At 45.6% G+C, this 15040-nt stretch carries 10 protein-coding genes; 6 read left to right on the top strand and 4 right to left on the bottom strand.

Annotated elements, in window-relative coordinates:
- Positions 1-33 precede the first annotated feature (33 nt).
- The 6 genes from AVL57_RS00980 to AVL57_RS00955 all read left to right on the top strand — a co-directional run bounded on the left by AVL57_RS00980 (position 34) and on the right by AVL57_RS00955 (position 8503).
- Entirely contained in the window at positions 34-2874 is a 2841-nt protein-coding gene (locus AVL57_RS00980) for an EAL domain-containing protein (protein ID WP_082604993.1), read from the top strand.
- Between the two features lie 154 nt (positions 2875-3028).
- Positions 3029-3643, top strand: coding sequence for a GTP cyclohydrolase II (gene ribA, locus AVL57_RS00975; RefSeq protein WP_057794730.1), 615 nt, complete (start codon positions 3029-3031; stop codon positions 3641-3643).
- A 162-nt stretch (positions 3644-3805) separates the two neighbouring features.
- The gene (locus tag AVL57_RS00970; protein ID WP_057794732.1) at positions 3806-5176 is read left to right on the top strand and encodes a DUF3300 domain-containing protein; all 1371 of its coding nucleotides are present in this window, start codon (positions 3806-3808) and stop codon (positions 5174-5176) included.
- Between the two features lie 145 nt (positions 5177-5321).
- Positions 5322-6311: a zinc transporter ZntB gene (locus AVL57_RS00965; protein ID WP_082605070.1), complete on the top strand. Its 990-nt coding sequence runs from the start codon at positions 5322-5324 to the stop codon at positions 6309-6311.
- Between the two features lie 177 nt (positions 6312-6488).
- Positions 6489-7970: a methyl-accepting chemotaxis protein gene (locus AVL57_RS00960; protein WP_057794734.1), complete on the top strand. Its 1482-nt coding sequence runs from the start codon at positions 6489-6491 to the stop codon at positions 7968-7970.
- Positions 7970-8503 carry a DUF6436 domain-containing protein gene (locus AVL57_RS00955; RefSeq protein WP_057794736.1) on the top strand — a complete coding sequence of 178 codons (534 nt, stop codon included), beginning with the start codon at positions 7970-7972 and terminating at the stop codon, positions 8501-8503. Before AVL57_RS00960 ends, AVL57_RS00955 begins: the two co-directional genes overlap by 1 nt.
- Here AVL57_RS00955 and AVL57_RS00950 read toward each other — a convergent pair.
- The 4 genes from AVL57_RS00950 to AVL57_RS00935 all read right to left on the bottom strand — a co-directional run bounded on the left by AVL57_RS00950 (position 8500) and on the right by AVL57_RS00935 (position 15039).
- On the bottom strand, positions 8500-9468 hold the full coding sequence (locus tag AVL57_RS00950) for a histone deacetylase family protein (protein WP_057794738.1): 969 nt from the start codon (positions 9466-9468) through the stop codon (positions 8500-8502). The two genes, AVL57_RS00955 and AVL57_RS00950, sit on opposite strands and share 4 nt — an antisense overlap.
- Entirely contained in the window at positions 9465-11306 is a 1842-nt protein-coding gene (locus AVL57_RS00945; protein ID WP_057794740.1) for a GNAT family N-acetyltransferase, read from the bottom strand. Before AVL57_RS00945 ends, AVL57_RS00950 begins: the two co-directional genes overlap by 4 nt.
- Positions 11307-11418: 112 nt before the next feature.
- On the bottom strand, positions 11419-11919 hold the full coding sequence (locus tag AVL57_RS00940) for an alpha/beta fold hydrolase (protein WP_057794743.1): 501 nt from the start codon (positions 11917-11919) through the stop codon (positions 11419-11421).
- Between the two features lie 21 nt (positions 11920-11940).
- Positions 11941-15039 (bottom strand): efflux RND transporter permease subunit, encoded by a 3099-nt coding sequence (locus tag AVL57_RS00935; RefSeq protein WP_057794745.1) that lies wholly within the window; start codon positions 15037-15039, stop codon positions 11941-11943.
- Between the last annotated feature and the right edge of the window lies 1 nt (position 15040).

The raw sequence follows: 15040 nt of genomic DNA, 5'->3' as shown, positions 1-15040 counted from the left end.
AATAAGGTAGCTATGCCATTCACAAGAAAAGGAATGTTGGCATTCTTCATTGCTTGTATCACCTTATGTACATGGGCGTTAAGTGACGCTATCCAAAATTCAGCTGTCGCGTCAGAGCTTACTATTGATCAGTCTTTTCGTGTTGCCACCATTAACGAAAGCAGCTCGTTTTTTGTCGCACACAAATCAATGACATATTTAGATGTACTCCACCCTTCAAGCCCCTTAACCAGCAGTATTCCCCTTGATAGAAATAACAGTCGACTGTGGATTTCTAATGAATTGAGGAACGAGGGGTTTAGTACTATTCCCCTCGTGCTAAATATAGACAGGCTAAATATTAACGACCTTCAAATTTACTTGCTTGATGGTAACGCACGAATTATCAAGTCTTACCGTTACCAAGCGGGTAAAGGGGATTTTTCATTAAAAAAACCCTTCTCTGCCATCCGTCTAAACTTCTCACTCACGCCACAAGAAAATGTCAGGCTTGTTATTGGTGTGTATGACGATGGCCTTCGTTATTTCCCTATTTCACTATGGGAAAAACAAGCGATTCAACAATACGATGAAACCATGCTGATCTTACTTGGTATCGTGCTGGGAATGCTCACGGTATTAACTGGCTACTTCCTGCTGTCATATTTATATCAGCGCACCCCAGCCCGATTCTGGCTAGCGGTAACCAATTTCGTTTTATTTGCGTTGTTTTTTATGGCACAAGGCGGGCTCGCAACATGGCCATCTTTGACTAACGCAAGCGAAATAACCTTTGCCGTACTCATTGGCCTTAGTTTTGTAACACTAGCTAAAGTAACTCACAGTTTGTTTTCTCCCATTCCATTAGCGCTAAGGCTGCTTAGCTTTGCGCTCCCTATTGGTATGGCTATCGCGGCGGTGGCAACAAGCGCGTACGACGCGACCCGCATCCTTTTTGCCGCCAGCCCATTTATTGCTGCTTATCATATTGGCTTAGCGTTTATTTTTAAGGATAAACAAAACCTCGCACCCAGCCGGTTGTTCGCCTTCGCCTGGGTGTTCGTATTCATGCTGTATGCTGTATTCGTAAAAATCGCCTTCGACGATGCCTTTTACACCGCACCCATTGTCATGATTATTTTGACCCTACTGACTTTGGCTCTTTTATGCATCGGCTTTGCTGTTGAATTAAAAGAGCAAAACGTGAGCAGACTACAATTGTCTGAAAGTGAAGCCACGATTAGTAGTCTTCATCACTTTTATGATTTGTTTAGAAATTCCAGTGAAGGCCTATACACCTCAACCTTAGACGGGGAATTAAAAACGGTTAACCCTGCCATGTGTGCCCTCTTTGGCTATCCAGATGAAGCTAAAATGTTAGCACAGGTGAAAAACACGAAGCAGTTTTACGCCAACTCAGAAGACCGCGACGTACTGGTAGGAGAGCTACTTCATAGCGGGCAGGTAGCGGCGCGGGAAATTAAAGGTATGCGCGCCAACGGCAGTGCATTTTGGTTTTCTATATCTTGCCAAGTACGAGAAAACGACAGTGGTAGCTTTTTGTATGGCTCTATTATCGATGTAACCGAGAAAAAGCAGTCAGACTCTAGCCTACAATTTATGGCTACTCACGACTCACTAACGGGGGTTTATAATAGACGACAGTTTGAAACTACTTTAACCGCTAGGCTAAGCGAAAAGTCTCCCATTCCGCCGTGCGTGCTGTACCTAGACTTAGATCGCTTTAAAATTGTTAATGACACCTCTGGTCACAAAGCGGGCGATGCGCTGATTAAAGACATTGCCCACTTGCTAGAAAAGTCACTTCCCAATGAGGCAATGCTGGCGCGGATAAGCGGCGATGAATTTGGTGTTATTTTTGAAAATCAGCCTGAAGAACAAGCTTACTTGCAAGCAACCACATTATTAAATGCCGTTCAGGCTTATCGCTTTTCTTGGGAAAACCGTATTTTCAGCTTAGGGGTTAGCATTGGTATGGTAGTGTGCACCGACCCCGACGCCAGTGCCGAGCAATATATTTGCATGGCTGATGCCGCGTGTTCTTACGCTAAAGATCAGGGTCGTAATCAGATTCATAAGTACAGCAAAGACGATGAAAGTACGCTGCGCTATCAAAATGAGCTTGATTGGGTAAACAGTATTCATTCGGCATTATCAGAAGACAGATTCCTACTCTACTACCAACCGCTTAGGCCATTAAGCCGGCCCAATGATGGCCACTATTATGAAGTACTTCTGCGCATGAAAGAAACCGACGGTCGCATTGTAGAGCCCGCCGCATTTTTGCCTACCGCTGAACGTTTCGAAATGAACGTCAAAATAGATAAGTGGGTCATTGTTAATACCTTTAGTTGGTTAAATGAGCACCCTGAGCATTTGGCGGAATTAAAACGCTGTAGTATAAATTTAAACTGCCATTCCTTAGCCGACAGAGACTTTAAGCTCTTCGTGCTAAACGCGTTTGAACGTTACAACATTCCGTACGATAAAATTTGCTTCGAGATGATTGAGTCTGTCGCGATTATCAAAATGGAGTATACCATCGACTTCATGCGTACCTTCCATCGTTTGGGCTGTTCCTTTGCGTTAGACGATTTCGGCAGAGGGTTTGCGTCATACGGTTATCTGAAACACCTACCTGTCGATATTGTCAAAATTGACGGTACCTTCATTAAAGACATGCGAGCAGATCCTGTTGATGTGGCTATGGTGTCTTCTATTAAAGATGTTGCGAAAGCCTTAGGAATGCTGACCGTAGGTGAATTTGTAGAGTCTGATGCCACTATGACGCAGCTAGGTAATATGGGCATCGATTTCGCCCAAGGCTACGGTGTAGCTGAGCCCGCTCTGCTTGACGACTTCAAACCGTTATAACCTAAAACCGATTAGGCTATGGTATTGCTACACTTTAAAAGGGGTATATTGTAACATTCGCGGATTAATGAATGGGGAGATGTGCCTGTCTCAAGCCCTTGTAAAAGGCAAGAACACCCCCACATAACGCTTATGATCCAGGTGTAGAAGTAACATGAGCAGCAAACAACCTAAATACGAATATGTCAGTTCCGCAAAATTACCTACTCGTCATGGTAATTTTAAAATCCATGGTTTCGTTGAAACCAGTGGACAGGAGCACGTGGCGCTTTCCTATGGTGAATGGAAAGAAAACGATGTGGTGCCCATCCGCATTCATTCTGAGTGTCTAACGGGAGATGCCCTTTTCAGCACCCGTTGCGACTGTGGTTTTCAGTTAGAAAAAGCCATGCAGAATATAGCCGAAAATGGTTTTGGCGTTTTACTTTATCTTCGTCAGGAAGGTCGAGGTATTGGGTTACTGAATAAAATTCGCGCTTATAATTTACAAGATAGCGGCATGGATACGGTTGAAGCTAATGAACATTTAGGTTTTGATGCCGATTTACGTAGCTATGATATTTGTAAGCTAATGCTGGATACCTTAAATGTTCATCGCGTTGAGTTGATGACTAATAATCCCAAGAAGTTAGCAGCGTTAAAGTCGTTGGGCATTGATGTAGTGGCACGTAAGCCCATCGATCATGGCATTACGGAAGACAATAAAAACTACATCAAAACCAAGACTGAAAAGCTTGGTCACGCATTTGACCCCCACTCTTTCAAGTAAGTCACTTTTCCATTCAATCTATTCCAACCTGAATGACAATAATTCAGGTTGGTTCAGGTTACGTTAATACCAGAAGCGTTATAACACATACAGACTTTGTGACATTGCCTGTAAAAGTGCTTAGTTTAAGCACTCTCATGCAGAGTAATGTAAGGAGAACGTATGAAAAAACTGACTTTAGCTTTACTCGTAGCCATGGGAACCCTATCAACATCATTCCCCATGCTCGCATCGGCATCAGTTGAACCAGAAACTAGTGTAGATAACTACCAGTATTCAGACGCTGAGCTAGATAGCTTACTTGCGCCCATTGCGCTATACCCTGACACCTTGCTTACTCATATTATGATTGCGGCCACCTACCCTCTTGATGTAGTGGCAGCAGACAGGTGGCGTCAAAGCAATTTGCACCTTACCCCTGAACAAGTAGAGCAAGCGCTAGATCCGGTTACTTGGGATCCGAGTGTAAAAGCCTTGGCAGCATTTACCGATATTCTGCACACCATGGCCGAAGATCTTAATTGGTTACAGCAACTTGGTGATAACGTGCTAATTAGTGAAGCCCGTGTACTGGATAGAGTGCAGTTGCTTCGCCAACACGCCCTTAACACCGGTAACTTACAATCGAATGATTATCTGGAAGTCGAACGTGAGATAGAACAAGAGCGCAGCGTGATTGTTATCGCACCTCGCCATAGAGATGTGGTTTACGTGCCTTACTACGACACGCTTATTGTGTTTGGGCTTTGGTCTCATGCCATAGCGCCTGTGCACTGGCATCATAGGGTTAGCTACCGTCATCGCGGGAATTTTTTCTGGGCACCGCAAGTTAGGCTTTCAAGCTTCTTCTATTTTGGTGGTATTCGTTGGAGCAATCGCCATGTAGTGATCCACAGAGAACCAGTGCGCCATTATTACAGAGGCACCCCCAATAAACGCGTTTATAGCAAAGGTTATCAGCGCTGGCAGCATAATGCTGACCACCGTAGAGCCCGCTACTCTAACCGCGTAGTACATAGTGCGCCTAAACGATATAGCGCCAATCGTTCAGTGAAAGTAAGAAGCAACGAGCGTGGTAACACTAGGGTTATCAACGCTAAGTCTTCAAGGCACACGCAGACAAGCGTCTCTCAAAATAATCATCGAAACATACAACACAATAATCAACTTAAAGGACAAACTTCGCGCAATGTAAATGTGGCAAACAAGCCGTTAAAAACACCACGAACAGTGACTCCTAGAAATAGCACTACAACGCGAACAGTCACGACCACTAAAACCGTGAAGCGTGAGAGTAATAAGGCTTCAGGGCAGAAGTACCAGCAAGGCGCTTCTACTCATGTAAAGCGGGCGCAAACTAGGGATACTCGTACAGCGTCTAACCGTTCGTCAATGTCGCAACAACGTGCTACACGAAATGTTGATCGCAGCACTAGTCGTGACAGAAGCGTAAGTCGAGAGAAAAGCGTAAGCAGGCAAAGCAACGTAAACCGTAACAGAAGCGGGCAAAGCAAATCTCATTCACAGAAGTAGGTTGAGACTAAACCGGTTGAGGCAAACACGCCACCAACGTAAAAACCAAACGCGGCTTGTTCATACAGGCGCGTTTGTTTTTAGATGGCAAGCGGCTTTATCTCTGCGTAGTATGAGGTAACTTTTTCTGATGGTAATGGTTCATATGCACGCAGCCTCAACTCCTCAAGCCTTATTATGGGCTTATTTACTATCTCCCAATGGTGAAACTAAAACCATTGAAGCGAAAGCCATTCCTGACGCCTTAGCACAATGTTCGTTCAGCGATGAATACCTTTGGTTGCATGTCCAATCAGATGCTGAAGACGCTGGCACCTTGTTGCAATCTAGTGGCTTACACCAAACGGTTATAGACAGCTTACTTGCTTTAGAGACAAGGCCAAGAGCCATGACCTTACATCAGGGAACTTTGGTGTATTTGCGAGGCATCAATAAAAACCCTGATGCCGACCCAGAAGATATGGTGTCGCTACGTACGTGGTACAACAAAAATATTATTGTGAGTGCTCGGCGTAAAAACAGGCGATTAGCCTCCATTCAAAACCTTCGAGATGAAATAGCTTCGGCACAGGTACCTATAAGCCCATCGGCACTCTTACTGAACATGATCACGAAAGTCGCTGACACCATTTTGGACACGGTGGATGAAATGGACGAGAGCCTAGTAGGGTTTGAAACCCGTGAACAACTTCGAAAGGAAGATAGGCAAAATTTATCTATCGTAAGACGCCAAGCCGCATCTATCAGGCGCTACCTTGCGCCACAACGTGATGCGTTAGATGCCCTACTTCGTTTGCCCGATGCGTTATCGCAAAATCAGAGTTTTGAACTGCGTGAGCAAACCGACCGCATGAGCCGGTATGTAGAAGACATGGACTTATTGCGAGAAAGGGCAATAGTACTTCAAGACGAATTGCGAAACCGAATAGCGGAACAACAAGGTGTTCGCATGTATGTCTTGTCGATGGTAACGGCGATTTTCTTGCCCTTGTCGTTTTTAACGGGTGTGTTCGGCATGAACGTAGGCGGATTACCGGGTACCGAATCTGCCAATGCTTTTTTATATTTAATGCTTGGAATGGGAGCGCTAAGCATCTGCATGTTGGTAGCGATGCTGTGGAAGCGCTGGCTGTAGCTAGCGTTTAACCAACCATAAATATTAATTAAAAATAATTAAAAATAATTAATTTTCAAGGCATTAGTACAAAGGCTAATAGATTTTAATATTTTTAATCGTATGATTGGTCAAAATAGCGCTCTTAGCATTTCTTGCCTACACTTAGGCAAACTGCTTTAGTGGAGAGAAAACAATATGCAGTACCCTTGGATACTAGAAGGACACAAGATCTTTCGAGTAGTTATACTTATTCAATTAGCCATTTCTTTTATCATCGGCTTTGTGACAGGCGATATCTTCACTGCCGTGGTGCTTGGCATTCCTATCGCTGCTCTACCTCTTTACTTCAGCTTTCAACAGCCCCAGTCGGTTATTAGCCGTCATGCGGTTGCCATTGGCATACAATTACTCACAGCGCTGCATATTCACCAAACCTTCGGGCTTATTGAAATGCACTTTGAAATATTCGTGACACTGGCGTTTCTTTCTTATTTCAGAGACTGGAAGGTAATTGCAACCGCCACTGCCGTGGTTGCGGTACATCACATCAGCTTTTATATTCTTGCTACGCAAGGTGCTCCTGTATTTATCTTTCAAGAGGGGGACCTAACGTTCCCTATATTATTAATGCACGCGGCTTTTGCAGTAGCGGAAGGTGGCCTTTTGATGTACATGACCAAACAAGCCCATCAAGAAGGTGCTGGCGCCGCAGAGTTACGTATCGCTATAGAGAATATGCAGAAATCTGAAGGGCAAATAGATTTATCTGTATCCTTTGAGAGAGAAAACGAAATACTTCGTCCATTTGGCGAACTTATTGACCAAGTTAAAGACTTGGTTGCTTTAGCGTCTTCATTAATGAATGAAGTCGTTAAAGGCTGTGAGAAAATGGAAACGGCGGCTAGCAATATGTTTGAGATTAGCCGCAATACCGACCAAGAAATTGCCATGGTGTCTGCTTCGTCTGAAGAAATTGCGCAAACCATGCAAATGTCTGCTGAACAGACAACCCGCGCTAGTGACAAAGCGTCTGCGGCAGAGGCCTCTTCAGGTTCAACTCGCGACTCTATCGTAACCACCAGTCGAACCATAGATTCGCTGCGTAGTACGCTAAATAACGCGGCAAAAACTAACACTGCACTTAACGAACAATGTTCACACATTTCAGAAGCCATGCGTGCCATTACCTCAGTGGCAGAGCAGACTAACCTGTTAGCGCTGAACGCGGCCATCGAATCAGCCCGTGCTGGTGAGCACGGCCGAGGGTTTGCTGTGGTTGCTGACGAAGTGCGTACATTGGCCATTCGTTCAAAAGAAAGTGCTGACCAAATTACCTCGGTTACCGAGCAATTAGTCAGTCAAACGGCAAGTTCGGTAGACCAAATGCAAACCTGTATTCAGCTTGTTGATGAAGCGGTACTATCGGCTGATACTGCCACCCAAGCAATGTCTGAAATCATGTCGCAAATTCAGTTTGCCAGTGAGAGCATGACAGAAATTGCGACCTCTGCCGTTGAGCAAGAAACCGCATCGGCTTCCATCGCAGAAAGTACAGCACGGTTAAGTGAACTGACTTCTGAAGAGCTAGCTACGGCGGAATCGTTGTCAGCAGAAGTGGAAATTTTGTCTCAAATTTCACAACAAATGCGCGGTGCTATAGGTCGCTTTAAGCTGTAATGTCGAAAAAGGGAAGTTGGACGCTGCTGCTTGTATGGGCAATCAGCTTACTAAGTGCTGTTTTGTTTTATAGCCAGCGTCAGATTTCTGAGTTCGATCCTAAAAGCACTTTGCTGCATCAATCAACAAGCGTCACCTTTGACGCTTCTTTGATAACGCTGCTTAAAGACTATGATGTACCAGCAGGCAGTATTGTTCATGTGGGTACGCAGGAAAAATGTTACTGCGACAATCTTACCGATTCTCATCAAACTCAGCTGTTTAATAAGCTCAGTCAATTAGGCTACAGCGGGTTAAGATTAGACATTGAAAATGTGCCAGAACTCGCCGCTATATTGCCTTCGGTACCTGCCCTTATTGTTGTGGACACCCTATATAACCTTCGCTACTTGGGCCCTTATGCAACAGGCTATGGCTGCTTCACTGGCAAAAATTTAGTGGATGAGATTAGCGGGTATGCATCAAATCCGTCTTACATAAGTGCCGTGGTAAAAACCGAAGCTGATGGGTGTTTTTGCAGCCCGCACCGTTAGGGGTGAGATAGCCCTTTCAAATGCGCCACCACACTGCGCCCAAGCGCGCTTAAGTCATACCCCCCCTCAAGCGTACTCACAACACGGCCATTACAGCATATATCAGCAACACGCCTGATGCGCTGGCTCACCCAAAAATAGTCATCTTCGGTAAGGCGAAGATGCGCCATAGGGTCTTCAGCATGGCCATCAAATCCTGCCGATATAAAGATAAGCTCAGGCTGAAAATTCTCTAGCGCATTAAACCAATGGGATACTTTTTCTCGAAATACCTCGCCGGTAGAACCCGCTTCAATAGGCACAGATAAAATATTGCTTGCTGACACAGGCGCACCGCTATGAGGATAAAACGGGTGCTGAAAACTAGAACACATCATGATGCGTTGATCCCCTGCGATAATATTTTCAGTGCCATTACCGTGATGAACATCGAAATCGATAATTGCCACACGAGAAAGCTGATAGTTTTGTAGAGCATAGCGTGCAGCTATGGCTACATTATTAAATAGGCAAAAGCCCATTGAGCCATCGTAGGTAGCATGATGCCCAGGCGGGCGCGCTAAACAAAAGGCCTGCCTATCATCGCCCTGCATAGCCCAATCTACGGCATTACAACCTGCCCCTGCCGATTCTAATGCGGCGGGCAAAGTATATTCCATCATGCCGGTATCATCATCTAACCAAGTGACTGGGTTGTTGTCTTTATGATTTGCATCAGGGTGTGCTTTTGCTGATGCAGACAGATGCTGCGCCCGGGCAAATACACTTTGCACGTACTCTGGGCTATGCGCCAAGGTAAGGTAAGCCTCAGCGATAGGCTTTGCATCCGCGTGTTCACACACCATTTCTAAACCCGATGCTAATAGCTGGTCGTCTATTGCATACAACCTATCTGGCGACTCAGGATGCTCTGAGCCTAAGTCATGTTTAACGCCATGTTTAGTGCGATAAATTCGAATGGTCATGGTAACTCACTCACGTTTAATACCAATTCAACGTCACTGGGGTCACCGGTAAAAAGCCGTCTAAACTGCATTTGTTCAAAGATTGTGATCATGGGGGTATTTTCTCCCCTGACATAGGCAACCATTTGATTTATTTCACGCGCTTTCGCTATACGAATGAGTTCGTTCAACAGCCGACTTGCCATGCCTTTACCCTGCTGTGTTTCTCGGGTAACAAACGCCACTTCACAGGAGTTATTGCTGGCGTTGTAATAAAACCGGCCCACGGCATGAATGGTAATTCGAGACCCTTCTTGGCGCACTATGCACAAGGCCACGTCAGAGGTTTGATCTACACTCACCAAGTTACACGACTTCTCTCTCGACATTTGTTTGGGGTCGTAGTTGTAGCGAAGTCGCAGGGTTTCTTTGGTGTGCGAATAAAAAAACTCTTGAAGGCGGCGTTCGTCAGCGGGATTCAGCGGGCGCATGTAAAACTTTTCGCCCTGAATATTTAGCCTTTTAAGCTGAATGGCGCCTAGCTCTGGGATATCTGTCGGGTACTTTTCTTGGTAATGCGGCACCCAATAATGTTGCCTAACTTCTTCTAATAGCTGAGATCGAAACTTAGGGTGTGCCACCCGAATAAGCTCAAGCGCCCGCTCACGAATACTTTTACCTTTTAGCGAGGCAATACCGTACTCGGTAACAACATATTGCACGTTCCCCCGCGAGGTAACTACTCCAGCGCCTTCAGCAAGGCGCGGCGTAATGCGAGATATGGTTTCATTTTTGGCCGTTGATGGCAGTGCAATAATGGCTTTGCCCCCTTTGCTAATAGATGCACCGGTGACAAAATCGACCTGACCACCAATACCACTATAGAAATCATATCCCAGTGAGTCGGCAACCACCTGCCCCGTCAAATCAACTTCTAAAGCACTATTAATAGCCACCATATTGTCGTTTTTAGCCACATTGGTAGGCTTGTTCACATAACTGCTAGGGTAAAATTCAATATGCGGATTGTTGTCGATTAAATCGTAGAGCTTACGAGTACCAATGGCGAAACTAGTGACCACCTTGCCGGGGTGGAAGGTTTTTTTCTTATTGGTCACTGCGCCTGATGCTAGCAACTCAATAATGCTGTCGGTAAGCATTTCGCTGTGAATACCTAAGTCTTTGTGATGGCAAAGGTACTTAAGTGTGGCACTAGGAATTTTGCCTATACCGAATTGTAATGTAGCGCCATCATCAACCAGCATTGAAACGTACTGGCCGATACGCTCGGCCACGCTATCAATAGGTGGCGGCATAACTTCCACTAAGGGCTCGTTTGCTTCAATACATGCGGTAATTTCACTGACGTGAATATAGGAATGACCAGCTGTTCGGGGAACTTGTGGGTTTATTTGTGCAATCACGTATTTGCTTTGACGTACTGCCGACATGGCAATATCAACTGCCGCACCTAAGGAGCAATAGCCGAATTCATCAGGGGGGCTGACATTTACCAGCGCGGCATCTAAAGACAGGGTGCCATCACTAAATAAACTTGAAATTTCAGAGAGAAATACGGGAGTGTAATCGGCTCGGCCTTCATCAACGGCTTGCCGCATGGCCTGACCACCAATAAAGAAGGTATTGGCTTTAAATAAATTTTTGTACTCATCGTTCACCCAGCGCGTATCGCCAAGTGCAAGCATGTGTACTAATTCAATATCGCTAAAGCCATCGCTATTATCAATTAAGTGCTGAATCAGTGCGTAAGGTACTGATGCATTGCCACCCACAAATAATCGACAGCCCGATTTTATCAGCGCTTTCCAATCTGGTTCAGACGGTAAACCTATTGCCATACCCTCGGCCTTACTCCCGCTAATCTGTACCACTATAATGACACATTTTTCCCGTTGTGCGTTACCAAGCTGGCAAGACAGCGGGAAAAACGTTAAAGCGGCAAAGCATCCACTAGTTCAGTGTAAACGGATGCAACCAATTGCGAAAGAAAGGTGATATGGCGAACATGCTCTTTGACAGCCTGTGACCATCTTCTAGCAGTAGTAACTGCGAATTACGCAGCTTCGCATAATCAATACTGTGGCTAACAGGAATAACATCATCGTTCCAGCCATGGATAACACTGGTTTTGCCTGTGTAGTTATATTCTTGCACTTCATAGCTTGGCATATATAGTGCTGGCGCTAGTAAGAACAAGCCCCTTGCAGATACACGCTCAGCAGCCACTAAAGACACATAACCGCCCATACTAGACCCAACCAGTATGACTTCATCGCCTTGCTCTTCTACCGTATCCACCAACCGGGTAATACGATCTTCCGGCGATGGTAAATCTTGGTAATCCACACTAATAACATTAAAGCCAACATCGCTAGCTACATTAGACAATGTAGTGATCTTACTGCCCCAAGGGCCACTTTCTTTTCCATGAGAAAAAATGACAGTTGTCATCGTAAAACCTCAACGTCTAAGTTATTTATCTTGTTTATGAAACAGCTTTTCAACCATCACGTAGAACATAGGTACAAAGAAAATAGCTAAGAAGGTGGCAGCAAACATGCCCCCCATTACCGCAATACCTATCGCGTTTTGGCTTGCTGAACCTGCACCACTAGCCAATGCCAGCGGTGTTACCCCGAGTATAAAGGCCATAGATGTCATTAATATTGGGCGAAAACGCTGAGAAGCTGCGTTTGATACCGCCGTCATTAAGTCTATGCCTTCTTCGTATTGGTCTTTTGCGAATTCTACAATAAGAATGGCATTTTTCGCCGCCAAACCAACCGTGGTTAAAAACGCAACTTGTAGGTAAACATCGTTTGGCAGATTGAATAAAAACGCTGCCGTCACAGACCCTAATATACCCAAAGGTACCACCAGCATTACAGCAAATGGCACAGACCAACTCTCATATAATGCCGCTAGACATAAAAATACGATGAGAATAGAAATAGCATACAGCATAGGCGCTTGCGAGCCAGCTTGTTGTTCTTCAAAAGATAACCCTGACCACTCAATGGCATAACCATCAGGCAATTGAGCAACCAGTTTCTCCATTTCTTCCATGGCTTCACCGGATGAAATACCTTCAGCAGGGCTACCTTGAATGTTCACCGACGAAATACCGTTAAAACGCTCTAGTTTAGGCGAGCCGTAAACCCACTGGGTAGAGGCAAAAGTACTGAAGGCCACCATATCACCGTCGGCGTTGCGTACAAACCACTTATCTAAGTCGTCTGGCGACATGCGATATTGAGCATCAGCTTGCATGTACACCCGTTTAATACGGCCTTTATCAATAAAGTCGTTTACGTAACTTGAGCCCCACGCAATTTGCAGTGCACTGTTTATTTCACTTAGGTTCAACCCCAGTGCAGATGCTTTTTCGCTATCTATGTTCACCTTAAACTGAGGTACGTCGCTTAAGCCATTCGGGCGAACACCCGCAAGTTTAGGGTTTTGTGCGGCCATACCGAGCAACTGATTACGGGCATTCATTAAGGCCACATGACCATTACTTCCCCGATCCACAAGCTGCATATCAAAACCTGTCGCGTTACCTAATTCCATAATAGGCGGTGGCACGATAGGAAATGCCGATGCATCTTCAATCTGACTAAATGCCCCAAAGGCTCGGCCTACTAGTGCAAATGCTGAGTCACTTTCATCTCGCACGCTCCAGTCATTCAAGTTTACAAACCCCATACCTGCGTTTTGTGCTTGGCCTGCAAAACTAAAACCGACTACCGTAAACAAGCCATTAACTGCTCCTTGCTCTTGGTCTAAGAAAAAGTCTTCTGCCTTCTTAACCGACTCTAAGGTGCGCCCAGCGGTTGCTCCTGGAGGCGTGCTGATTAGCACCATTAAGCGACCTTGGTCTTCATCGGGTAAGAACGCACCTGGCAATTGGGCAAAGATATACGCCATACCCGCCACTAAAATACCGTACACAGCGAAGTAACGCTTGGCGCGTTTCGCCATGTGGGTAGTGGTTCTTTGATAGCGGTCACGGCCTTTGTTGAACGTACGGTTAAACCAACCAAAGAAGCCTTTGTCTTTGTTGTGCTCGGGGTCGTGCTGTTTTAGCAGCGTGGCACACAATGAAGGTGACAATATAATTGCCACCAATACCGAGAATCCCATGGCAGATACGATAGTTATTGAGAACTGACGATAAATGGCCCCAGCAGATCCACTGAAAAAGGCCATAGGAATAAATACTGTTGATAACACGGCGGCGATACCTACCAGCGCACCGGTAATTTGTGTCATGGATTTTTTAGTGGCTTCAGCAGGTGGTAAGCCCTCTTCTTCCATAATACGTTCAACGTTTTCAACTACTACGATAGCGTCGTCCACTAGCAAGCCGATGGCGAGCACCATGGCAAACATAGTTAATACGTTAATGCTGTAACCAAACGCCAGTAGTACTGCAAAGGTACCTAGCAATACCACCGGAACCGCGATAGTAGGAATAAGGGTAGCGCGCCAATTTTGCAAAAACAGCAGCATGACAAAGAAAACCAGTACCACGGCTTCTATCAGTGTGTGCACCACCGACTCAATTGATAATTCGATAAAGGGCGACGCATCAACCGGATAAACCACTTTTACGCTGTCAGGCAGGTTAACCCGTAGTTCTTCAACACGTTGTTTCACTGCGTTGATGGTATCTAGCGCGTTCGCACCAGACGCTAAGCTAATCGCCATACCTGAGGCAGGGTGACGATCGTAACGAACGATAACATCGTAGCTTTCTGCACCTAGTTCAACTCGTGCAACATCGCGTACTCGTACTTGAGAACCATCGGTGTTTACACGCAGCACGATGCTTTCAAAATCATCTACAGTTTGTAAGCGCGATTGAGCTTGAATAGTGGCGTTAATTTGCTGGCCTTGAATGGCCGGTAAACCGCCTAATTGCCCTGCGGATACGTCGGTATTCTGCACTTCTACCGCGGCTTGAACATCTACCGGTGTTAGGTTGTAGCTGTATAGTTTGTCTGGATCTAACCAAATTCGCATTGAGCGCTGGGCACCAAAGACTCGCACGCTACCCACACCATTCACACGGGAGACTGAATCGCGAAATTGAGACACCAACAAGTCACTTAAGTCGTACTGACTCATTTGCCCCGTTTCATCGTAAAAGCCAATGGCTAACGAAAACGCTGAGTTTGATTTCGCAACCGTAACCCCTTGTTGCTGCACCTGTGCTGGTAGCAACGGAAGCGCCGCTTGTACTTTGTTTTGGGTTTGAACCTGCGCAATGTCAGGGTCGGTACCCGGCTCAAAGGTAAGGCTAATAGACATGCTGCTGTTTGAGCTACTGGCGGAGAAATAACGTAAGTTATCTATACCTGATAAGTTTTGTTCGACCACCTGCGTGACAGAGTTTTCAACGGTTTCCGCTGAAGCACCAGGGTATGTTGCGGTGATAGTCACCGTGGGTGGCGCAACTTTAGGGTATTGCTCAATGGGTAGGGTATAGATGGCAAGTATCCCTGCCATCATCGTAATTATTGCAAGTACCCACGCAAAGACGGGTCTGTCGATAAAAAAGCGAGCCATA

Source organism: Alteromonas stellipolaris (assembly GCF_001562115.1).
GTDB lineage: Bacteria > Pseudomonadota > Gammaproteobacteria > Enterobacterales > Alteromonadaceae > Alteromonas > Alteromonas stellipolaris.
Note: the sequence above shows the minus strand (reverse complement) of the source record. Positions and strands in the feature narration are given on the sequence as shown.